Origin of the sequence: Winogradskyella sp. 4-2091 (assembly GCF_045765065.1) — a bacterium.
In the GTDB taxonomy this organism is placed as follows: Bacteria; Bacteroidota; Bacteroidia; order Flavobacteriales; family Flavobacteriaceae; genus Winogradskyella.
In genome coordinates this window covers 1-23,873 of record NZ_JBJKOD010000022.1, presented here as the reverse complement: position 1 = coordinate 23,873, position 23,873 = coordinate 1, and the positions used below count along the sequence as shown (strand labels likewise).

The following is a 23,873-nucleotide window of genomic DNA, read 5'->3' as shown; positions in this document are numbered from 1 at the left end:
AAATACTTATTAAAACCAACAGAATTAAAAAATCTTATACTGTTTGCTTTGATTAATTTCTGCTTTGTTTTCGTTACAAAGGTATTAATCTCATTAAACTCCAAAATCTCTTTTTCTAACTTAATAGAAAGAAGTATTTTCTCTAACAAATGTTGTTCTTTTTCGTCTAAATTAGGTTTTAAATAATTTAACAGCAAAAATTTTGTTTTAACACCTCCTATTTGCTGCGATACTTTCCTTTTTTTTGAAATTTGATCTTCATGTATTCTGTATTCTAATAAGACCTCTGTTAAATTATGTAATTCACCATACTGCAATAACCTTACCCATAAATTATAGTCTTGAGCAGTCTCTAATGTAGTGTTATACGCTATTTTATTTTCCTGAAATACGCTTCTTCGCATCATTACTGTTGGATGACCAAAACAGCTACCATATAATAATTCTACCTTTATATCATCATGCGAACTTGGCAAATTTTTAATAATATCTGTATCTAAAATTTTATAATTAGTGCCACAGACTATAACATTTGGGTTAGCATCCAAATACGTTATTTGCTTTTCAAAACGTTTTGGCAAACTAATATCATCACCATCCATTCTAGCGATATATTCGCCTTGAGCTATTGTTAAACCATAATTTAAATTATGAGTAATCCCATAGTTATTTTGTTGTTTAATTACCTTAATTCTAGCGTCTGAATACGTATTAATAATCTTTAGCGTATCATCTGTAGAGGCATCATCTATAATAATAAATTCAAAATCTTTAAAGGTTTGCATTAAAACGCTATCAATTGCAGCGCCAACATATTTAGCACAATTGTATACAGGTAACAATACCGTTAATTTTGGACTTTGTTTTATATCTGAATCCATTCTTTTGGTATTAAATCAAATGTGTTTCTACTTTGGTCTGCAAACCATTGTTTTGGGGCAACAACCTTTTTTTCTGAATTTGAATTTAACCAAGCTGCCCACCAACTAAAGGAACTATTTGCTATAATATTATGACTACACTTACTCATTAACAGCATATCTTTCCAACTATGACTACCAGTATTATGATTAACAAAAATTTTAGGGTTTGATAAATGAGAAAAAGTCTTTTTTACCCAATCGCTATCGTCAGAAAAGAAAACTAATGTGGAATTAGCGTTATCTTTTGTTAATACATCGATAGATGCCATGTAGTATTCTATATCACAAAGTCCATGTGTGTTATTAATATTTAAATCCGTCACATAATCTCCACGTCTTACATGAATGGAAATAGTATTAGCCTCCTCTATCCTTGATAGTAAACTAATGTTTTTCGCATCTAAATCATCTGTAGAAAAGTGAAATATTTTTTTTACAAATTCTTCATAACCTAGGAAATATTTATAACTCTGAAAATACCCATTTACATAAACAGGTGCTTTTAATTTATAATCCTCATCCTGATACAACCTTGAACCTTCATTGTGTTTCTTCGGATAATTAAAACCTAGTTTTCTTTTTATTTTATTATAAAAAGACAATTCGGTAAATGAATTTATCTCATTTAAAGTCGCAATTTGATATCTGTTTTTGAATACTGTCAGTTCAAATTCTCGCTGAGTTACACCAACCATATCCTTACTTAAACTAAAAAACTGAGTATCTATTTTTAAGGGTAAATTGCACTTTTTGGCAAGTATACTTGCATATGCATACTGAAACATTTGATTCCCTAAACCTCCTTTTAATCTAATTAAAATCATATTTTTCTTGCCAACACATGAAATCCAAAACACAATAATTCTGCGGAATTTTCATCTTTTTCAGACAGCTCTTGCAACGTTTTTTTTAAATTGTTGATGGTTTTTAATTGACTAGAATTAAGGGTCACGTTACTAAACCTCTTTGAGACATAAGATAGTCTATTTACCTCTTGAGCAAGAAACTCAAAATAATTCCCATTTGCTTCCATCTCTACGATTTCAAAACCATGTGCTTTCAATTCTGTTTCATAAAAAAAACGATTAAATCCGGAATAGAAATGATAAGGAGCAAAATGAGTTAGACTACAAAATGGCGCTGTAAGTATAAGAAAGCCATCTTTTTTTAAAAGTCTTGCAAATTCTTTAACCGCTTCTCTTGGGTTAATAATATGCTCAAAAACCTCTGTACACATTATAGCGTCAAACGAATTATTCTCTCTAGGAATTGATGCAATGTCTGAAATAATATCTAATTTCCCGTAATCCCACTTTTCTCTATGTAGTCCATCTTCTAATGCTTCAGGTTTATATTCTGCAAAATCTTGACACACATAGTCTAAATGAGAGCAAAATCCTCGGTACTGTTGTTCTCCTGCACCTGCATCTAATATTTTTCCACCTTCAGGAATTTTTTTTAGAACACCCTCAAGCCATTCTTTTCTATTACTTACATTGTGCTTACCTACAGTCAATTTTGAATGCGACTTGTTTTGGAAAATGCTTCGTATTTTATTTTTTATATTCATTTCAGAATTTAATAATTTCACTTATTTCTCCATAATTCTTCTCTAACAAAAATGGTATTGATATATGTATCTGCATAAACCATATAGCCTTTACTAACAATATATTCGATCAATGCCGAGTTTTTTATGCCATTTCCATTTGTAGAAAAAGAGATACTTTCAACACAAATAACTATAGGAAAGTTGCTTTCATAGTCAATAGATTTAATTATTAAATCATCTATACCTTCCGCATCTAAATTTAAAAATTGAGGAAATTTTCCGTTGACGTATTCTTCTAAGACACTATTAACAGTTTTAACCTGAATTTTTTTTACTTCTTTTATTGAATAATTTCCTTCCGTTTGATAGCTTTCTGCTTCTTTTTTAGAAAATGTATTCAACGTTGGTGACGATATTACGTAAAAATCTAATTCTGCATTGGTATCGCCAATTCCTAAGTTAACATTAATATCCTCTTTTCTATATTCTAAAAAAGATTTAAATAAATCTGGATCTGGTTCAATATTTACACCTCTACTCCCTGTTTTATACAGCAAAGCTGTATTACTTAATTTAAAGGGATGATGCGCGCCAATATCTATATACGTTGGTGCTTTTATTCCCAATCTATCAAATATAAATTTCACTATAACATCCTCTCCTGTCTGTGAATAAGACTCTTGCTTAAAATCAGTAAAAGTTGAATCAGTAAACACTTTTTTCAACTTTCTTTTTATTTTCAATAACAACATATTTATTTTTAGATTCTATACTTAAGTTTTATAAACATTCATTTTCATCTGATTTGAAAACACACCATTGCCATTTGTTAAAACAGTTTTATCTTGCTTATACACAACTTCAGATATTGTAATATAAACATTCTCATCTAGATATTGTATGGAATGAAATCCTTTAGAAATGCCGATTTTCAATTTATACCGACCATGATTAAACACCACAGAATCCTCTACAAATTCAGCAATATATTCACCAGGTGTTAAATTATTTGATGGCGTCCATGATGTTCTAATAGGTGCGTTCAACATATCTGTCATACCCAAGCCAATAATCAAATTATTAATTTCTTGACAAACGGTAAAATGAATTTTAACTTTCCATGGTTTACCAATAGGAATTTCACTCATTAAATTACCATTTAGATCTACAATAGTTAATTTTGTAGCATAGGCTTGAATGTTATTGTTTTTCGGAATATCAAAATTAAAAACGGCATCATTACCTATATTTTGCTTTAAATAGGTATTAATAACATGCTCAGTTTTCCCTTTCTCTACAAACCTTCCATTATGTAATAAAATTGTTTCATCACATAGACTCTGTATAACTCCCATATTGTGACTCACAAAAAGTACAGTACGACCGTCTCCTTTACTAATGTCTTGCATTTTGCCAATAGCCTTTTTCTGAAATTCTGCATCTCCAACAGCAAGCACCTCATCTATAACTAAAATATCTGGCTCCAAAAAAGCCGCAACAGCAAAAGCTAGGCGCACGCGCATCCCAGAACTATAGCGTTTTACAGGTGTATCTACATACCTTTCACAGCCCGAAAACTCAATAATCTCGGCCTCTTTTGTTCTAATTTCGGCTTTGGTCATTCCCAAAATAGCACCATTTAAATATATGTTTTCACGGCCAGTTAATTCTGGATGAAACCCTGTACCGACTTCTAAAAGTGATGCTATTCGGCCTTTTGTTTTTATTACTCCAGTCGTAGGAATCGTAACCTTTGATAAAATTTTAAGTAAGGTACTTTTACCTGCTCCATTTTTACCAATGATGCCAAGAACTTCGCCTTTTCTTACTTCAAAGTTAATGTCTTGTAAGGCCCAAACATAATCACTATCTGCTTTTGTACTTCGGTCATTTTCTGAACCCACCTTTAAATAAGGATCTTCTTTACCTCTAATTCCTGCCCACCATCGATTAATGTCATGACTTATTGTACCAGTACCAACCACACCAAGTCTATATTGTTTGCTTATATTTTCAGCTTTAAGAATGATACTCATATGGCTTTTTAATCAAATTTAAATAACAAGAATTTATACTGTATCGATAAATGTTTTTTCGGTTCGGTTAAAGATAATGATTCCTAATAAAAACACGATTACAGTTACGATTACCGTGTAAATAATCCCAAACCAACTAAACGTGCCTGTACCAAGAAGCATATATCTTGCAGTTTCAATTATATACGCCAAAGGGTTATACTCCACTATCCATGAAACTTTAGGCATTTCCTCTTTTATAAGAGCCAATGGATACATTACGGCAGAAACGTACATTAGTAATTGCACTCCAAAACTTACTAAAAATTTTAAATCACGATATTTCGTAACAAGACTAGAAATAATCATTCCTAATCCTAAACCCATCATACCCATTAAGATAACTAATACTGGAAAAAATATCACAGTACTATCAAGGTTTATCGCTGCTCCACTAAATTTATAAAACACATAAAATGCTATAAAAATGAATAACTGAATACCAAATTTTAGTAAATTAGAAATAATAATGGATAAGGGAACAATAACACGAGGGAAATATACTTTTCCGAAAATAGCCGAATTAGTTGTAAAAGTATCACTCGTTGACGTTAAACAGGTATTAAAATAATTCCAAATTGAAACACCTGCTAAATTGAAAAGAAAAGGAGGCACTGTACCTGTCTCAATATTGGCCACCTTATTAAAGATTAAGGTAAAAGTAAGTGCGGTGAATAAGGGTTGAATAAGATACCAAAGCGGTCCTAAAATGGTCTGTTTATAAACGGTAACAACATCTCTTTTTACAAAGAGCACCAACAGATCTCTGTAATTCCAAATTTCTTTGAAATTAAAGTCAATTAATTTTCGTTTAGATGAAATTGTATACAACCAATCATCATCTTCTAGCTTACTCAATTTGCATCATATTTTTAGTTAGGTAAAGATAATAATTCTAAAGAAATACGGAAAAATTATAACAACCGATGCTAGCTAAAACGTAGTATTAATTTTTTACCAAAATTATCAGAGAGGATTAGCAATCCTACACTAAAAAAAAGGGATCATTGATCACTATTGACTAGTGTACAATCATCCCATTATAAAATTTATTTAGAAAAGACTATGAATCGAAACTATCCCAAGTAATCTTAAGTCCTTCTCTTACTGTATATTTTGGTTTATATCCTAAAAGGTTTTCTGCTTTTGAGATATTTGCTAAGGAATCCCTAACATCACCTTGTCTAGTAGGTCCGTAAATAGCTTTTAAATCTGAGTTTGCAGCAATCCTTAACGATTCCCACAAATAGTTAATAGTAATACGTTCACCACAAGCCACATTAAAAACTTCGTTCTTAGCGTCTTTTGATGCAAAAAATCCTTTTACATTGGCTTGTACTACATTATCAATAAATGTAAAATCTCTTGTTTGCTCACCATCGCCATTGATCTTTGAAGGCACATTGTCCTTTAGAGCTTGCATAAACAAAGGAATTACAGCTGCATATGCACCACTTGGACTCTGTTTTGGCCCAAACACATTGAAATATCTTAAACCAATAACATCAGTATCATACGTCGTTCCAAAAACATCTGCATATAATTCATTTACATACTTTGTTACGGCGTAAGGCGACAAAGGCTTACCAATAGTATCTTCCACTTTTGGTAAAGATTTACTATCGCCATAGGTAGAACTTGATGCTGCGTATACCATACGTTTTACCGTTGGGCTATCTTTTAAAGCAATCATCATGTTTAAAAATCCTGAAATATTAACTTCGTTCGTTGTTGCAGGATCGTTTATAGAACGTGGCACTGAGCCCAAAGCCGCTTGATGAGAGACATAATCAATGCCTTCCATGGCTTTTTTACAGGTGTCTAAATCTCTTATATCACCTTCTAATAATTCAAAAGAAGGGTTATCCATAAATTCTGCTAAATTTTCGCGATGACCATTAGAAAAGTTATCTAATACTCTTACTTTTTTAGCATTGTATTTTAATAAGTATTCTGTTAGGTTTGAGCCTATGAAGCCTCCACCTCCAGTTATTAAAAAACTTAATTGAGATAGGTCTGTTGTGTGATGTGGATTTGAGTACATTTTTTTATAATCTTGCGTCTACAGTGTCTATTGGAAGTAACGATTTTACATCAAAAATAACACCTGTATCCGATTTTAATTTATCTAATTTTAATTCTAAAAACTCTTTATGAGATACCGCAAGTATGATTGAATCATACGAAGTACCTAATTTATCGAAGTCGGTAATTAAGTCTAAGTTATATTCATGTTTTACTTCTTCAGCTGAAGCCCATGGATCGTAAACATCTACATCTACATGATATGTTTGAAGTTCCTCTATAATATCAATAACTCGAGAGTTTCTAATATCTGGACAGTTTTCTTTAAATGTAATTCCTAATACAAGGGCTTTAGAACCTTTAATGGTTGCGCCTTTGTTAATCATCATTTTTACAGTTTCTGTAGCAACATAGCCACCCATGCTGTCATTCATTTTACGACCTGCTAAAATAATTTCAGGATTATAACCTGTTTCAATGGCTTTTTGAGCTAAATAATAAGGGTCTACACCAATACAATGACCACCAACTAAACCTGGTGAAAACTTTAAAAAGTTCCATTTTGTACCTGCTGCTTCTAAAACCGCTTTAGTATCAATATCTAATAATCTAAAAATCTTAGATAATTCATTCACAAAAGCAATATTTATATCTCTTTGAGAATTCTCAATCACCTTAGCAGCTTCAGCAACCTTTATACTTGGTGCTAAATGTGTACCTGCTACAATTACCTTTTTATAAAGTTCATCAACTTTAACTGCTACTTCTGGTGTAGAACCAGAGGTTACTTTTAAAATCTTAGTTACGGTATGCTCTTTATCACCTGGATTGATTCTTTCTGGAGAATAACCAGCATAAAAATCTTTATTATATACTAATCCTGAAGTTTTCTCTAATACCGGAATACAAATATCTTCAGTTGCACCTGGATATACTGTAGATTCATATACTACAATATCACCTTCGTTTAACACTTTACCTACTGTTTCACTCGCTTTTATTAACGGCGTAAACACTGGCTTATTTAATGCATCTGTTGGTGTTGGCACAGTGATTATATAATAATTAGTTGTACCCAATGCATCTAAATCATCAGTAATATACAATCCTTTCTCTGCATTTAAATCTGTTGTTAACACAGATTTTAAGTTATCGTTTTCAACTTCTAAAGTTTTATCGATACCATTATTTAATTCGCTGATTCGCTGTTTATTAATATCGAAACCAACTACAAAGAATTTTTTGGCAAACTCTACGGCAAGGGGTAAACCGACGTAACCTAATCCTATGATTGCAATTTTGTCTTCTGAATGTGTCATTTGTTTAAAGTAGATTTTAAAATGAGTGTCAAATCTAAGTAAAAACTGTAATTCTCAACATACTTTTTGTTGATTTTCACTTTATCTACCCAAATAATCGTTCTATTGTAGCGTATTGGGTCCTTTTGACGTTCTAATACCCTTTCTTCGTGTTTATATTTCAATGTTGCAGGACCAGTAATTCCTGGTTTTACTTTCAAAATTATTCTATCTTCCCCTTTTAATTCATCTGCAAATCCTTGCAAATCAGGTCTTGGACCAACCAAACTCATATCTCCAATTAAAACATTAAATAGTTGAGGCAACTCATTTAACTTTGTTTTTCTCAAAAATTTCCCAACATTAGAAGCGTAATCATTTAGATGTCCTAATTGATGATTTCCGTCCCTTAAAGTTCTAATTTTATAAATTTTGAAGGGCTTTCCGTGTTGGCCAATTCTATACTGACTGTAAATCCCGAAACGTTTTGTATCGATTGAAGCGATACACACCAGAACCCAAATAGGAATAAACAAAAATGGCAAGACAACAATTACAACCAAAAGATCAAATCCTCGTTTGATTTTAAGTTGACTTTTCGTGATCACAATTTAAAGATTAAAGAATTATATTTTTTTAAGAAGTCTCTTAACTTTTTTCCATAAAGAATTTTCATCCTTTTCATGATACGCATTGCCGTATACACCGTAACCATAACCGTAGCCATAACCATATCCGTAGCCATAATTGTAATTACTCTTATGCTTATAAAAGTTCAACACAAAACTAACATTTTTGAGCTCGCCTGTTCTATGTTTAGCATTCACTAACTGTAACATACCTTTCTTAGTATAATCTAAGCGCACCATAAAGATAGTAGCATCTGCATATTGCACTAATTCTAATGCATCAGTCACTAATCCCAATGGTGGTGTATCTAAAACAATCATATCGTACTCTAGTTTTAGCTGATTAATAAGGTCTTTTAACTTATTACTCATTAATAACTCTGAAGGGTTTGGTGGAATTGGCCCTGAAGGAATTAAATCTAAATTTTCAATATGTGTATGTGTAATAACTTGCTCTAAATCATCATCACCAATAAGGTAGTTGACAATACCTTTTTCATTGGTAATATTAAAATCATCAAATATTTTTGGCTTACGTAAATCTAAGCCCAGTAAAATTGTCTTTTTACCCGAAAGTGCATAAACCGTAGCTATATTAATCGACGTGAAGGTTTTACCTTCTCCACTCACAGAAGACGTAATCATTAACGTATTTGCCTTTTCTTCAGTAGTTCGGTTTTTAAATATAAACTGTAAACTAGACCTAATAGCTCTAAATGATTCTGCTACAGCAGATTTCGGCTTTTCATAAGCTACTAAATTGTTCTTGTATCTGTACTTCCCTATTAATCCTAAAATAGGAATTTTAGACATTCTTGTAACCTCATCAGATCCATGAATGGTGTTATCTAACAAATACACTATAAATATTAATAACATTGGTATAAAGAAGCCCATCATTAAACCCATCATATAGTTCAATGATTTATTAGGACCTATTAATCCACCTCCAATATCTTTAGCTTCATCTATAATTGATAAATCTGAAATATTAGCCGCTTTTACAATAGCCGCTTCACTCCTCTTTACCATGTAAATATTATAAGCCTCTTGACTTATATCTAATTTTCTCTGAATCTTTAAGAACTGTTGCTCATCTTCAGGTAATCCACTTAGCTTAGATTCTAAATTGGCAATATTTCGATTTATTGTTGAAATCTGAATGGAGGTAATTTTCTTAGTAGCATCAACCGTTTCTAATAGTACATTTTTTTCTGAATTAATACGTCTATCAATTTCTTTAAAAAGCCCAGAACCTTCTTTAGTCGTGTATTCTAAATTTTGTCGTTCTGCAGCTAAAGCTACAATCTTAGACACACTATTAAGTATATTTCCTTCATTGATACCAACGCTTGTTGGTGCTGCAATTTTAGTGTAATCTGTTTTTGTGTTTAAGTACACTTCAAGATTATTCAAATAATCGAGTTTTGAATCTTCTTCTTGCTTAGTTAACTCTAACTCCCTTAATTGATCTGATATCTGAGTAATTTCTTCACTAATATTAAAAACCTTGTTTTCTTTTCTAAACTTATTCATCTCATCGGTAATATCCTTGAGATTTGTATTTACAGCGGCCAAACTACTGTCTATGAATTTAATCGTATTTGTTGCGTATAAATTCTTTCGTTCTAACTCAGTTTTACTTAAAATTGCAGAAGTTGCATTGAGATAATCTACAATCTTATCTTTATTATTACCAGCCAGTTGTAATCTTAAAATTGAAGGTGATGTTGCCGAAAATGTTCCGATTATTATTTTTGATTTATATGAATTTACAACACCGTCAAAATTGCTAAATCTTATAAAATACTCAGATCCTGGCTTAATATCATATCCTTTTTTAAAAATCAGCTGTCCGTTAAGAAATGGTAATGCAACAGTCTCTCCGTTTTTAAAGGTTTTTGTATAAATACCTTCTGGCATTTTTGTCCTAGTAACTAATTTTGTGGCATATTGTTGGGCGTTAGCACTTGTACCTTCATACTCTGTAAATACCTCGTATTCATTTTCGTTTAAAATCCGAATTCCGATAGGGTAACCTAATACTTGCTTTTTAGTTTTATCTAGCTTAAACTCAAAAGGTGCATTTTTGTAAATATCAATTTTTCGATATTTCCCTTCCACCATAAAATCCATATAATATTGAAGAGAATCTACAACCTTCTCGTTATGACTTCTGGTTTTAATAGCTGTCATTATTTTACCTACCTTACCAGAAACGCCTCCCCAATTAAAAGAGATACTTGTATTTGCTGTAAAGAAAGGATTCTGATCATTATCTACAGAAATTAATGAGTCTAACTTATAGACGTTTTGCTTTCTTACATTTATAAAATACGCAATCAGTAAAGCGGCACCAATGCATACCAATACAAACTTCCATAGATTTAAAACCTTAAATAAATAACCTCTAAAGTCAAAACTTATACTATGCGATTCCGCTTCTTCTATTTCGTCGTAATTTCCCATATAATTTTATAAACGTGAAAAAAGTAAGACTCCTGTGGTTAGTAACGAAAGAATAGAAGCTATTGTTGCAATACTAGAGACTGCAGTTTCTCCAGTACCTATAGACTTTTGTCTTAAAGGCTTGACATAAATAATATCATTGGGTTGAATATAATAATAAGGAGATTGCATTACCTTTAAGTCAGTTAAATCTAAATGATGTATTTTTTGACCTTGTGGATATTGCCTAATTATTAACACATCCTTTTTATCACCTGTTACTGGTATTTCTCCAACATTAGCAATAGCTTCAAAAATATTAACGCGTTCTGTGAACAAAACTTTACTTCCTGGTGCACCTACTTCACCATTTGCGGTAAATCTTAATCCTGCCAATTTTACTGTAACAAAGATATTGGCCGTTTCCTTAAATTGCTCTTTAAGTAATTTTTCTTCTATTTTGTTCTCAATTTCTTCAGTCGTAAATCCTAAAACGTTGAGATAACCTAAAGTTGGAATTCTGATATTACCATGGACATCTACTGTAAAACCATCAAAATAAGCACGCTCTGCACTACTTGCATTTAGACTTCCTTCTCCTGTTGGATTTAAAATAGATACCGTTTGCTGATCTAACGCTTTAACTCTTACATTCAAAATGTCATTTACCTGAATACGGTAAGGCTTTTGAATTTCAGCTAAATTATAAGGAATAGAATCGTTTGCAGAATCTTCCTTGTTTTGTAAATAAATTGTGTCCTTGTGAGGGATACAAGAAGAAACAATTACACAACTCAATAAAATAATTAAAAGCTTAAAGCGCTTCATAGGTTCAATAGATCTTTAAAGACAAATATAATGTATCAATAGTAATAACAAAACAATTACTTTTGTTTTTGGTTTTATTCCATTTTAAAAAATTTAAGTTTGAATTATCTCAACGTAGAAAACATATCAAAATCATTTGGAGAGCTTGTACTCTTTAAAGATTTATCATTTAGCATTCATAAAGATCAGAAAATTGCTTTTGTAGCTAAAAACGGCAGTGGCAAAACGTCTATTCTAAATATTCTAGCAGGAAAAGATGCTCCAGACAATGGGCAAATTGTAGTTAGAAAAGGGCTAAGGTTAGCATTCTTAGACCAAGAACCAGATTTAGACCTAAATCTAACACTCGATGAAACAATATTTGCTTCAGACATTCCCATTCTTAAGGTTATTGAAGCTTATGAACACGCCCTAAAAAATCCGGAAGATACAGATGCTTATCAAAAAGCATTTGAAGCTATGGATAGAAACAATGCGTGGGAATTTGAAACACAATACCAACAAACGCTATCTCAACTAAAACTAGATGATTTAACGCTTAAAGTAAAAACGCTTTCTGGTGGCCAAAAAAAACGTTTAGCATTAGCACAAGCGCTTTTAAGTAAACCCGATATTTTAATTTTAGATGAACCTACCAATCATCTCGATTTAGAAATGATAGAATGGTTAGAGGATTACTTTGCTAAAACACAGCAGACGCTTTTCATGGTAACGCACGATCGTTATTTTTTAGAACGCGTTTGTAACGAAATAATAGAATTAGACCAAGGCCAACTATACACCTACAAAGGTAATTACTCCTATTATTTGGAAAAAAGAGAAGCCAGAATTGAAAATGAAGCTACCGAAGTTGGCAAAGCAAAACAACTCTTTAAAAAAGAGCTAGAATGGATGCGTCGCCAACCCAAAGCACGTACTACAAAATCTAAAAGTAGAATAGACGATTTTTCTGAAATTAAATCTAAAGCACACAAACGTCGTAACGACCACCAAGTGCAATTAGAAATAAATATGGAACGTCTAGGAAGTAAAATTATTGAGTTTCATAATGTATCTAAATCATTTAAAGATAAAACGATTTTAGATGGTTTTGAATATACCTTTAAAAAAGGCGAACGTATTGGTATTATTGGTAAAAATGGTACCGGAAAATCTACATTCTTAAACCTCCTTACTCAAAGTATGCAGCCAGATGGTGGCAAAGTAGTCATAGGAGAAACAGTTAAGATTGGGTATTACACACAAGGCGGAATTAAAGCTAAACCCAACCAAAAAGTAATCGATGTAATTAAAGAATTTGGCGACTATATTCCGCTAGCAAAAGGCAGACAAATTAGCGCTCAGCAATTGTTAGAACGTTTTCTGTTTGATAGAAAAAAGCAATGGGACTTTGTTGAAAAATTAAGTGGTGGCGAACAAAAACGTTTGTATTTATGTACCGTATTAATTCAGAATCCTAATGTATTAATATTAGATGAACCTACCAATGATTTAGACATTGTTACCTTAAATGTTCTTGAAGATTTCTTAATGGATTTCCCTGGAGTGTTGCTTGTTGTTTCTCACGATCGTTATTTTATGGACAAAATTGTAGACCACATGTTTGTCTTTAGAGGGCAAGGTATTGTAGATGATTTCCCTGGGAATTATTCAGATTTTAGAGCTTATGATAGTAGTCAAACAAAGCAAATTGAAAACACAGAAAAAACAGATAACACCAAAGCTATAAAGAAAAACGAAGCTAATAAACTAGATTATAATGAACAAAAGGAATACAAAAATTTAGAATCTAAAATTAGGTCCTTAGAATTAGATAAAACAGCATTAGAATCTAAATTCAATAATCCAGATTTATCTCAAGACGAAATAGGAAAACTTTCCGCAAAACTCCAAGTGATTATAGATACCATTGAAGAAAAAGAAATGCGTTGGTTTGAATTGTCTGAAAAATTAGAAGGATAGAAGTGTGAAGTGTGAAGTGTGAAGTGTGAAGTAAAATACCATAAATAACTTTGAAACTTTAAAGCTTTGATAGTCTAAAACCTTCAACTTTTCAACCAAAAGAAAATGTACCAAATAAAATCCTACATAAAATTCTTAACCAAAGCCACCAACCAACACGGTGTCCACTCCCCTTTTGTCTATAACTTTGTTACCAAATGCCTTTATGATAAAACAACATATCCAGAATACAACGCTTTAGAAACGTACCGAAATACTTTAAAAGCACATAAAACAGAATTAGAAATTACCGATTTAGGTGCTGGTTCAAAAGTACTCGATTCCAAAAAGCGGAAAGTGAGTGCTATGATTAAGGCTTCGAGTAGCTCAAAGAAGGAATCTGAATTATTATTTAGACTAACAAAACACTTCAAGTTTAAAACTATTTTAGAATTAGGCACCTCTTTAGGCATGGGAACGTATCCGTTATCGCTAGCCAATACAACCTCTCAAATCACAACTATTGAAGGCTGTGCCAACACATCAGCTTTTGCTCAATATGAAATAGAAAAACAAAACATTAAAAATGTTGAATTTATAACAGGAAGTTTCACTGATACAATTCCTAATATAAAAACCGAAAAATTTGATTTTATCTTCTTTGACGGTCATCATAGCAAGGATGCAACTATTCAATATTTTGAAGCCTTATTACCGAAAATCCATAACGATACCGTTTTTGTTTTCGATGATATTTATTGGTCTAAAGGCATGACGCAAGCTTGGGAATATATTAAGAACCATAACACCGTTAAAGTGACTGTAGATTGCTTCCATTTAGGTTTTGTTTTCTTTAGAAGAGAACAAGTAAAAGAACATTTTAAAATTAGATTGTAACATACAAGATACTTTAACGTCTTATAATAAAATTGCTGCAAAACTAGTATCTTGCAGAGCAGCTAAGCAACTAAGACCTTTATTATGAGTGACAACGTCATTGAAATTAGAAATATCATTAGAGATTTTAAATTAGGACAAGAAATTGTACATGTTTTAAAAGGTATCGATTTAGACATTAAACGTGGCGAATATGTGGCTATTATGGGACCTTCTGGTTCTGGTAAATCTACATTAATGAACTTATTAGGTTGCTTAGATACACCTACTGCTGGATCTTACAAGTTAAATGGAAACGACGTTAGCCAAATGTCTGATGACGAACTTGCAGATATTAGAAATACCGAAATAGGTTTCGTGTTTCAGACCTTTAACCTATTACCTAGAACAACCGCTTTAGACAACGTTGCATTACCAATGGTTTATGCTGGTGCTTCAAAAAAAGTAAGAGAAGAACGCGCTACTGAAGTTTTAACAGATGTTGGTTTGGCTGACCGAATGGACCATAAACCAAATCAACTTTCTGGAGGACAAAGACAACGTGTTGCTGTTGGTAGAGCTTTGGTAAATAAGCCTTCAATTATTTTAGCAGATGAGCCAACAGGAAACTTAGATTCTAAAACCGGAACAGAAATCATGGCTTTATTTGACCAAATTCACGCGTCAGGTAACACCGTAATAATGGTTACACACGAAGAAGATATTGCTGCACACGCCAAACGTGTTATTCGTTTAAGAGATGGTATTATTGAGAGTGATACGTTTAATAGCTAATGATAAAAATTCAATTTTAAAATATTCTTCACTTGAGTGTAAAAATGCGTTTAGATATAATAGATTATAATTATTTTAGAAATCATAAATACGCATCAATTTACACTGTTTTTATAATCATAAATGTCTCTATTTATTTTTTAAAATTATTTGATTTAATCATTCTTACTAAACCTTATAGTGTAATATTCGAAATATCGTACGGGATACTATTATTAACCTTTATACTCAATTATTTTTTATTCACAAGAATCGGGAAATTAGAATTAGTAGCCAATAAATTTATAATTCTTCAAAATAACATTTCTGAAACTATAATAACGGAATCGGTAAAATCAATTAAAATAGATCATTCAAGCGGTAATCATTATAACTTAAAATTTAATACCGGATTTAATGTATTAGTAGAAATGAAAAATGGTCAGATTAGCCAGTTTAAGCTGTTTTGTAAAAATCATAATATTGAGATTGAAGCCTCTAATTTTTCAATGCGTCTGAGAAATATTTTCAAGCAAAATCAATCATAACTACTTCTCCGATAATAGTTTTTTCTATTTGAAAAAAAAAAAAAAAAAAAAAAAAAAAATCCTTACCAACCTTTTAAACATTTAAGAAGTGCTCTTTGCAACTTTGAGTCTTTGCTACTTTGCGACTTCACACTTCCAACTTTATAACATTCAATTTTAATCTTCCAAGCCATTCTCTTTGCAACTATGAGACTTTGTACCTTTTTCACAAACTTCACACAAGCAACTTTTCAACTTTCAACATTAAAAACTTAACTTTGATATATGAAAGTATACACAAAAACAGGAGATAAAGGCACAACTGCATTATTTGGTGGTACGCGTGTTCCTAAACATCATATAAGAATAGAAAGTTACGGAACCATAGATGAGCTCAATTCTCACATAGGTTTAATTAGAGACCAAGAGATTAATCAATTGTATAAGAATACGTTGATGCATATTCAAGATCGCTTATTTACCGTTGGTGCTATTTTAGCCACCGATCCAGAAAAAGCACAATTAAAAAACGGAAAAGCACGCTTAAATATTCCTAAGATATCCAATGAAGATATTGAGAAATTAGAAAAGGAAATGGACCTTATGGAAGACAGTCTTCCACCTATGACGCATTTTGTTTTACCTGGAGGGCACCAAACCGTGTCATTCTGTCATATTGCACGCACAGTTTGCCGTAGAGCCGAGCGTTTAGCGTCACATCTTAATGACTTAGAACCGTTTCAACCCGAAACTTTAATGTATATCAATAGACTATCTGACTACCTTTTTGTATTGGCACGGAAGTTGTCTTATGATTTACACGCTGATGAAGTAAAATGGATCCCAGAAAAAAATTCATAAACTTTTAGCCTTTAGATTATGAATAATGCAATATTCCGATCTAAAATTGTTGAATATTATACGTTCTTATTATTAATGATTAATTAATTTAATTTTTTCTTGAATTGTTCAACTAAAGAATTATTTTTGCAAAAATTAAATTACACACGCAATTATGTATTGGACATTAGAATTAGCATCTTATTTAAGTGATGCGCCTTGGCCAGCAACCAAAGATGAGCTTATTGACTACGCAATTAGAACAGGAGCACCTTTAGAAGTTGTTGAAAATTTACAAGCAATTGAAGACGAAGGAGATTCTTACGACTCAATTGAAGAAATTTGGCCAGATTACCCAACTGATGAAGATTACCTCTGGAATGAGGATGAATATTAACATATAAATTTATCACAAAAAAGTCTCTTGCGTTTCTATACCTAAGAGACTTTTTTTATTTTCGGATGCTTTTTTAATTTGAAATTAAATCTGAATCAGATATCATAAATTTACAATTATTAAGATTGTCCACTTAAGGGGATTTTAAGGATGTTTTTTATTTTTAAATAACAGCTTATAATCTTAGCTTACTAACTGAAACAAAAACAAAGATTGAAACCAATCAATCTATTTACAAATATAGAATATGACATTTTTAGATAAAGTACTTAAAATTTTTGTGGGAGATAAATCCCAACAAGATGTAAGTGCAATTAAGCCTATCGTTGAAAAAATAAAATCATTCGAAAAAGCCTTAGAAGCTCTATCACATGATGAATTGAGAGCAAAAACAGCCGAATTTAAAGCCAAAATTGCAGAAGCAAGACAGCCTTTAAACACTAAAAAAGAAGAGCTTTTAGAAAAAGCTCAGGTAACTGAAGATATTGACGAACGTGAAGACATTTACTTAGAAGTAGATAAAATTGAAGACGAAATATATGAAGTAACAGAAGCTGTATTAAACGACATTTTACCAGAAGCGTTTGCCGTTGTAAAAGAAACAGCAAAACGTTTTGTACATAATACTCAGATTCCTGTAACCGCAAATGCGTTTGACAGAGAAATTTCTGGAGAAAATGATTACGTAACCTTAGAAGGAGATCAAGCTATTTGGGCAAATTCTTGGGATGCTGCAGGTAAGCCAATTACTTGGGACATGATTCATTATGATGTTCAACTTATTGGTGGTGTCGCTATGCACCAAGGTAAAATTGCAGAGATGCAAACTGGTGAAGGTAAAACATTGGTAGCTACGCTTCCTGTATACCTAAATGCTTTAGCTGGCAAAGGTGTTCACTTAGTAACGGTAAATGATTACTTAGCAAAACGAGATAGTGCATGGATGGCACCAATCTTTCAGTTTCATGGTATGAGTATTGATTGTATTGATTACCACACACCAAACTCTGATGCACGTCGTAAAGCTTACAATGCAGATATTACATACGGAACAAATAACGAATTTGGTTTTGATTACTTACGTGATAACATGGCACATTCGCCAGATGATTTAGTACAACGTCCACATCACTACGCCATTGTAGATGAGGTAGATTCTGTATTAGTAGATGATGCACGTACGCCATTAATTATTTCTGGTCCTGTACCAAGAGGTGATGAGCACGAGTTTGATGCGCTTAAACCTAAAGTACAGCAAATTGAAGAAGTTCAACGTAAATATTTAGTTGGTGTATTAGCTGAAGCTAAAAAATTAATTGCTGCTGGCGATACTAAAGAAGGTGGTTTTCAATTATTAAGAGCTTACAGAGGTATTCCTAAAAACAAAGCATTAATCAAGTTTTTATCTGAAGAAGGTATTAAGCAATTGCTTCAAAAAACGGAAAACTTTTACATGCAAGACAACAATAGAGAAATGCCTAAAGTAGATGCAGAACTCTATTATGTTATTGACGAAAAAAATAATCAAGTAGAATTATCAGATAAAGGTGTTGAATTCCTATCAGGAAAGGATGATCCTAATTTCTTTGTAATGCCAGAAATGGGAACAGAAATCGCTAAGATTGAAAGCAAAGGTTTATCATCTGAAGAAGAAGCGAACCTCAAGGAAGATTTATTTAGAGATTTCGGAATTAAGTCAGAGCGTATTCATACGTTGAACCAATTACTAAAAGCTTACGCACTATTTGAAAAAGACAATCAGTATGTTGTAATGGACAACAAGGTTATGATCGTTGATGAGCAAACTGGTCGTATTATGGATGGTCGTCGTTATTCTGACGGGTTACACCAAGCCATTGAAGCTAAAGAAAGTGTAAAAATTGAAGCTGCCACGCAAACATTTGCTACAGTAACGCTTCAAAATTATTTCAGAATGTATCGTAAACTGTCTGGTATGACAGGTACTGCGGTAACTGAAGCAGGCGAACTTTGGGAAATCTACAAATTAGATGTTGTAGAAATTCCTACCAACAGACCAATTGCAAGAGATGATAGAGACGATTTAGTTTATAAAACAAAGCGTGAAAAATATAATGCTGTTATTGATGAAGTGGTTAAATTATCTAATGAAGGAAGACCTGTACTAATTGGTACAACCAATGTAGAGATTTCTGAGCTTTTAGGTAAAATGTTAAGCATTAGAAAAATAGACCATAACGTCTTAAATGCTAAGCAGCACAAAAAAGAAGCCGATATTGTAGCACAAGCAGGTAATGCTGGGCAAGTAACTATTGCAACCAACATGGCAGGTCGTGGTACAGATATTAAATTAAGTGATGAAGTAAAAGCTGCAGGTGGTTTAGCCATTGTAGGCACAGAGCGTCACGATTCTCGTCGTGTAGATAGACAATTACGCGGTAGAGCTGGTCGTCAAGGAGATCCAGGAAGTTCACAATTCTATGTGTCTTTAGAAGATAACCTAATGCGTTTATTTGGTTCTGAGCGAATTGCTAAGATGATGGATAGAATGGGCTTAAAAGAAGGCGAAGTGATTCAACACGGAATGATTTCTAAGTCTATTGAGCGTGCACAGAAAAAAGTGGAAGAGAATAACTTTGGTGTACGTAAGCGTTTGTTAGAATATGATGATGTAATGAATGCACAACGTGAAGTGGTTTACAAACGTCGTCGTAATGCTTTACATGGTGAACGTCTTAGAGTAGATTTAGCCAACATGATTTACGATACCTCAGAAGGTATTGCATTGAATAATAAAGATGCTAGCGATTATAAAAACTTTGAGTTTGAATTAATCCGTTACTTTTCAATGGAAGCACCAATTTCTGAAGCTGAATTTGGAAAACTAGGTGCTCAAGAAATTGCAGGTATCATTTATAAAGCAGCTTTTAAGCACTATAGAGAAAAAATGCAACGTGCAGCAGATTTAGCATTTCCTGTGATTGAAAATGTATACGATACACAACGCGATAGATTTAAACGTATCGTCGTACCATTTACAGATGGTGTTAAGAACCTACAAGTGGTTACGGATTTAGAAAAAGCTTACCAAACTAAAGGAACACAGTTAATTAATGATTTTGAAAAGAACATTACATTAGCGATTGTTGATGATGCATGGAAAGTACATTTACGTAAAATGGATGAGTTAAAACAATCGGTTCAGTTAGCTGTACACGAGCAGAAAGACCCATTATTAATTTATAAGTTCGAATCTTTTGAGCTGTTTAAAACAATGATAGACCAAGTCAATAAAGATGTAATTTCATTTTTATTTAAAGGAGAAATTCCACAAGAAACAGCAAATACTATACAAGAAGCTAGAGAACGTAAGCAAGAAAAATTAGAAACTCAAAAAGAAGAGATTCAAAATTTAGATGAGCGTGCTTCTCAAAGCAGACAAGCTGGTGAAGGCGCATCTCGTCAGCAGCAAGTTGTAGAAACTATTGTAAGAGAACAACCAAAAATTGGTAGAAACGATAGAGTGACTATTAAAAATGTGATGAGTGGCGAAGCTAAAGAAGTAAAATATAAGCAAGCCATTCCTTTAATTGATAAAGGCGAATGGGTTTTGGTAGAATAACTAGAATATACCTATTTTGTCATTCTGAACTCGTTTCAGAATCTATAATTTAAAATCCTAATGTAACCCATTAGGATTTTTTTGTACCCATACGGAAAACCATAAAATACAATATAATATTTTGGTTATGTTTATAAAAAATACGTAGATCTACGTATAGAAAACTTGAGAGAAATTATTAATTTTAATGACGAATAAAAACAACTCAAAACTTTAGATAACCTGATTATTTTACGGGATATCGACAATAAAGGTTTTTATATAAGGAGTTGTAGTGCATTTGAGGAAACCGATGAAAAGAATATTATTAATAATAACATTAGTTCTGATTTCGAGCTGTAAATCAGAAAACAAAAATGACAAAAGTCTGACAACTGAACGTCAAGAACCGATTTCGGAAATCCCGAAAGTCAACGACCAATTTCAAGCTTTTATTGACCAGTTTCCAACAAAAACTCTTCCGATAAAAATAAATGGTTGCGCAGATGAAATTCTTGATTTGCCAAAATTAGATATTAGATTGAGTTCTGAATATTCCAAAGACGCTGAATATGAGCATATTTATGGAATAATTCCTTCCAATGGAAACTATATTACGACAATAACACTTGGAGAAGCTGAATGCTTTGTTCCAATTCTGAACACTTACAAACTGAACGGAAAACGAATAGACTCAAAACCGATTAACATAGGTTATTGTGGATTTGACCCTTGTTACGAATGTGTTGAAAATATGACAATCAATTCTGAATATCGAATTTATGTTGCGGATACAATAAAAACATCTGATTGTGATGATAATTTTAATTCAATTTCTGGAACTGAAAAAATAAAAGTTGTCTATAAAGAAGGAAAATTAACTGAAAAGGGAATTATAGAATTGTCAAAAGAAATTGAGAAAAAAATAAAATAAAAACGCACTACAACACCGTATAAAAATAATTGCGGTTTAGTGCTTAATCAAAGGTCGTTGCGTGTTTGTAACGTCTGAATTTCCTTCGGAAATTCCTCGCATACAAACCCGCAACTATTCTTATACATAAACGTTGTAACCAATTAAACCAAACCAACAAACTAATGAGTATATTTAAAGTATTAGAAGATAAAATAAAAAAACAAGTTGAAGATTATACTGAATATTTGTCGGACTTTAAAGGAGATGCTTTAAGAGGTTCTGAATTTATGTTTTACTCGCTTGCGAATATCTTTAATGATAAACCAATTGAGGATATTGAAAACGGAATGGTTGATAGTTCTTATCGAAAAGAAACATATGACTATGGAATTGATGCTGTTTATATTACTGGTTCAAAAGAATTTATTGAACAAATAGATCAGTTAGATAGTTACAACGAAGACACTAAATATAATCTGCACTTATTTCAATTTAAAAGAGGAACAGGCATTTCTCAAGCTGATCTATTAAAGTTCAATAGTGGAATTGAAAAAGTATTAATAGATGAAGATTTAAAAGATACAGATAATCTTTATTTCTATAATAGAATGCAAGATTTGGATGAAATAAAACGAGAGCTTTATCAAACTGTAGATACAAAAAAAATTAAAATAATATGTCACATAGTTTTTGGAGGAGTTGCTGAAAATATAGCTAAAGACAAACTACTTCAAGAAGAAATAGCAAAAATAGAAAACACACTTTCATCTAACGGTTACACGAATTATGAAGTAAGAATTACAGATTGTCAAACTTTAATAAACTCTAAAGCGAACGAAGCAGAAATTACTGATATTATAGAATATGAGAAATCGCTAAAATATATTACTGAAACTTCCGACAATGAAAAACTAAATGGTTTCATATGTATCTTAAAAGGAAAAGAAATTGCAGAACTTGTCAGAAAACACCAATCGTCAATTTTTGAGGCTAATATTAGAGATTACTATAAAAGGAGTGATTTAAATAATAAAATTACTAAAACAAGTTCTAGTGAAGATGAAGCAAAATACTTCTGGAGTTACAACAATGGACTTACAATGACTTGTAGAAGAGTACAGGAACTTCCTAAAGATCAATATAGACTTCACAATATGCAGATCGTGAATGGTTGTCAAACTTCAAACTCAATTTATACCGCTGTAAAAAACAAAGAGAGAGTAGAAGAATTAACAAATAAACTTAAAGGAGGAACAGAATTAACAAAAAAAGAACAAGAAGAACTTGAAAGTAAAACAGAATATCAGTTTAATGAAGACACTTCAATTCTTGTTAAAATAATTGAAACTAAAAAGGATGATTTAATTTATAGAATTACCGAAACAACAAACTCTCAAACACCAATAAAAGCATTCTCACTAAAAGCAAATGATGATATACAATTCTTAATTGAAGAATACCTTTCGAGTAGAGATATTTGCTATGAAAGAAGATTGAATTTTTATAAAAATAAAGGCAAAAAAAATATAGTTAATATTCAAAAATTATTTCAATTATTTACAGCACAAATATTAGTAAAACCATCGCAAGTAAAAACGAGACCAAAATCTATGTTTATCAGTACTTATGATGATGTTTTTCCTTCACCATCAGTAGTTAATATGAACTACGTTCTATATTTAATTCCAATAAAAGTAGATTTATATTTATCAAAAAAAATAAGAGAAATTCAACGTTCAGGTGGTTTAGGAGATGGATATAAAGACACTATTCTTTCTTACGGTAAATTTCATCTTGGATGTCTAATTTTAAGTTCTATTTTGAAAAAAGAATATAGTAAAAAAGGGATTGTAAAAAACGAAGATAAAATATTATCGGAATTAGAAAATAATTTTACAAAACACTTTTCTGATGCTGTTTTAAATCTGGAAAAAATATTAAAAAGCTTCATTGGAAATAGAAAAGAATCAATTATTCCAGGAGTTAGAAAAACAGAATTAGATCAACGATTAATGAGATACGTCAACAATAGAAAATAACTGGTTACAACAACGTATATAATTTATTGCTAGTTCTAGCCTACTTACGAAAATCCTCGCGGATTTTCTATTTGGTTTGTATTTGCTAAATTAGGTGCTTAAAACACGCAACAAACCATATACAAGACCGTTGTGCATAATGTGCCACTCATACTCAAAACGAACTAAATTGAACTGAAAAACAATTTAAAAATAAGAGTTCTGA

The 23,873-nt window shown here is 31.8% G+C and carries 20 protein-coding genes; 9 read left to right on the top strand and 11 right to left on the bottom strand.

Going from position 1 to position 23,873, the window contains the following annotated elements; translation table 11 throughout:
* From ACJBCC_RS16745 to ACJBCC_RS16695, 11 genes are all read right to left on the bottom strand, one after another.
* Positions 1–881, bottom strand: an 881-nt coding sequence (locus ACJBCC_RS16745; RefSeq protein WP_407557852.1) for a glycosyltransferase family 2 protein, incomplete at its 3' end; no start/stop codon positions are given.
* Positions 866–1,747: an alpha-1,2-fucosyltransferase gene (locus tag ACJBCC_RS16740; protein ID WP_407557851.1), complete on the bottom strand. Its 882-nt coding sequence runs from the start codon at positions 1,745–1,747 to the stop codon at positions 866–868. The genes ACJBCC_RS16740 and ACJBCC_RS16745, both read right to left, overlap by 16 nt.
* Complete coding sequence (locus ACJBCC_RS16735; protein ID WP_299101260.1) at positions 1,744–2,493, bottom strand: bifunctional 2-polyprenyl-6-hydroxyphenol methylase/3-demethylubiquinol 3-O-methyltransferase UbiG; 750 nt, start codon at positions 2,491–2,493, stop codon at positions 1,744–1,746. Before ACJBCC_RS16735 ends, ACJBCC_RS16740 begins: the two co-directional genes overlap by 4 nt.
* A 17-nt stretch (positions 2,494–2,510) precedes the next feature.
* On the bottom strand, positions 2,511–3,191 hold the full coding sequence (locus ACJBCC_RS16730; protein ID WP_407557853.1) for an FkbM family methyltransferase: 681 nt from the start codon (positions 3,189–3,191) through the stop codon (positions 2,511–2,513).
* Between the two features lie 57 nt (positions 3,192–3,248).
* A complete protein-coding gene (locus ACJBCC_RS16725) occupies positions 3,249–4,511 on the bottom strand; it encodes an ABC transporter ATP-binding protein (protein WP_299101257.1) in 1,263 nt (420 codons plus the stop codon).
* A 33-nt stretch (positions 4,512–4,544) separates the two neighbouring features.
* On the bottom strand, positions 4,545–5,408 hold the full coding sequence (locus ACJBCC_RS16720; protein WP_299101255.1) for an ABC transporter permease: 864 nt from the start codon (positions 5,406–5,408) through the stop codon (positions 4,545–4,547).
* A 205-nt stretch (positions 5,409–5,613) separates the two neighbouring features.
* Positions 5,614–6,594 (bottom strand): SDR family oxidoreductase, encoded by a 981-nt coding sequence (locus tag ACJBCC_RS16715; RefSeq protein WP_299101253.1) that lies wholly within the window; start codon positions 6,592–6,594, stop codon positions 5,614–5,616.
* 4 nt (positions 6,595–6,598) lie between these two features.
* Positions 6,599–7,894: a nucleotide sugar dehydrogenase gene (locus ACJBCC_RS16710; protein WP_299101251.1), complete on the bottom strand. Its 1,296-nt coding sequence runs from the start codon at positions 7,892–7,894 to the stop codon at positions 6,599–6,601.
* Complete coding sequence (locus ACJBCC_RS16705) at positions 7,891–8,481, bottom strand: sugar transferase (protein WP_299101248.1); 591 nt, start codon at positions 8,479–8,481, stop codon at positions 7,891–7,893. Before ACJBCC_RS16705 ends, ACJBCC_RS16710 begins: the two co-directional genes overlap by 4 nt.
* A gap of 18 nt (positions 8,482–8,499) precedes the next feature.
* On the bottom strand, positions 8,500–10,971 hold the full coding sequence (locus ACJBCC_RS16700; RefSeq protein ID WP_299101246.1) for a polysaccharide biosynthesis tyrosine autokinase: 2,472 nt from the start codon (positions 10,969–10,971) through the stop codon (positions 8,500–8,502).
* Between the two features lie 6 nt (positions 10,972–10,977).
* Positions 10,978–11,778: a polysaccharide biosynthesis/export family protein gene (locus ACJBCC_RS16695; RefSeq protein ID WP_299101244.1), complete on the bottom strand. Its 801-nt coding sequence runs from the start codon at positions 11,776–11,778 to the stop codon at positions 10,978–10,980.
* Between the two features lie 99 nt (positions 11,779–11,877).
* Here ACJBCC_RS16695 and ACJBCC_RS16690 point away from each other — a divergent pair, with 99 nt between their 5' ends.
* From ACJBCC_RS16690 to ACJBCC_RS16650, 9 genes are all read left to right on the top strand, one after another.
* Complete coding sequence (locus ACJBCC_RS16690; RefSeq protein ID WP_407557850.1) at positions 11,878–13,740, top strand: ABC-F family ATP-binding cassette domain-containing protein; 1,863 nt, start codon at positions 11,878–11,880, stop codon at positions 13,738–13,740.
* Between the two features lie 105 nt (positions 13,741–13,845).
* Positions 13,846–14,616, top strand: a complete 771-nt coding sequence (locus ACJBCC_RS16685) for an O-methyltransferase (protein ID WP_299101240.1) — start codon at positions 13,846–13,848, stop codon at positions 14,614–14,616.
* 84 nt (positions 14,617–14,700) lie between these two features.
* Positions 14,701–15,390, top strand: coding sequence for an ABC transporter ATP-binding protein (locus tag ACJBCC_RS16680; protein ID WP_299101238.1), 690 nt, complete (start codon positions 14,701–14,703; stop codon positions 15,388–15,390).
* Between the two features lie 32 nt (positions 15,391–15,422).
* A complete protein-coding gene (locus tag ACJBCC_RS16675; RefSeq protein WP_407557849.1) occupies positions 15,423–15,917 on the top strand; it encodes a hypothetical protein in 495 nt (164 codons plus the stop codon).
* 264 nt (positions 15,918–16,181) lie between these two features.
* The gene (locus ACJBCC_RS16670) at positions 16,182–16,757 is read left to right on the top strand and encodes a cob(I)yrinic acid a,c-diamide adenosyltransferase (RefSeq protein ID WP_299101235.1); all 576 of its coding nucleotides are present in this window, start codon (positions 16,182–16,184) and stop codon (positions 16,755–16,757) included.
* 154 nt (positions 16,758–16,911) lie between these two features.
* Positions 16,912–17,133 (top strand): DUF2795 domain-containing protein, encoded by a 222-nt coding sequence (locus tag ACJBCC_RS16665; protein WP_008272287.1) that lies wholly within the window; start codon positions 16,912–16,914, stop codon positions 17,131–17,133.
* A 247-nt stretch (positions 17,134–17,380) separates the two neighbouring features.
* The gene (gene secA / locus ACJBCC_RS16660; RefSeq protein ID WP_299101233.1) at positions 17,381–20,734 is read left to right on the top strand and encodes a preprotein translocase subunit SecA; all 3,354 of its coding nucleotides are present in this window, start codon (positions 17,381–17,383) and stop codon (positions 20,732–20,734) included.
* Between the two features lie 292 nt (positions 20,735–21,026).
* Positions 21,027–21,647 carry a hypothetical protein gene (locus tag ACJBCC_RS16655; protein WP_407557848.1) on the top strand — a complete coding sequence of 207 codons (621 nt, stop codon included), beginning with the start codon at positions 21,027–21,029 and terminating at the stop codon, positions 21,645–21,647.
* Between the two features lie 164 nt (positions 21,648–21,811).
* On the top strand, positions 21,812–23,668 hold the full coding sequence (locus ACJBCC_RS16650; RefSeq protein ID WP_407557847.1) for an AIPR family protein: 1,857 nt from the start codon (positions 21,812–21,814) through the stop codon (positions 23,666–23,668).
* Positions 23,669–23,873 lie beyond the last annotated feature (205 nt).